Genomic DNA, 592 nt, shown 5'->3' with positions numbered 1-592 from the left:
GTACTTTATATTATTCTAGTATATAACAATGTTATCATATTTATATACATTATACAACTATTTCTCTAAGCATAAACTTTAACACTAATGACTAAATAATGACCACCCCTGAAAAAGGGTGGTTTTCTCTTCGGGTATAACCCTTTGTTACTAACACGTACCTCAAGGCGCTGGCTTTCACATTCGTTCAAGCCCTATTGTATTTTGACGCCCGCTACCCGTTAAACGGGTTTATCTATTTTTTCTTATTTCCAAATGGATTTGTATATTCTTTTGTTGTCAGTTTGTCTATTACAATGTCATGCGCTTCTTGTTCTCTGATATATTTTCTTATTGTACTTTCATTTAACCCTACAGTACTTACATAGTATCCTTCTGCCCAAAACTTCCTATTTCCGTACTTATATTTCAAATTTGAATGCATATCGAATATCATCAGTGAACTTTTCCCTTTCAGATATCCCATAAAACTTGATACACTATATTTTGGCGGTATTGATAGTAGCAAATGTATATGGTCTGGCATTATATGTCCTTCTATTATTTCCACTCCTTTATACTTACATAACCTTTTTATTATATCTACTATATC

1 protein-coding gene is annotated in these 592 nt (G+C 32.1%); it reads right to left on the bottom strand.

The genetic code is table 11. The features are described 5' to 3' along the window. Positions 1-235: 235 nt before the first annotated feature. Positions 236-592, bottom strand: a 357-nt coding sequence (tnpA, locus tag JX287_RS07390; RefSeq protein WP_204644258.1) for an IS200/IS605 family transposase, incomplete at its 5' end; no start/stop codon positions are given.

The organism is Gemella haemolysans (genome assembly GCF_901873445.1).
In the GTDB taxonomy this organism is placed as follows: domain Bacteria; phylum Bacillota; class Bacilli; order Staphylococcales; family Gemellaceae; genus Gemella; species Gemella haemolysans_C.
This window is presented reverse-complemented; position numbering and strand designations above follow the sequence as displayed.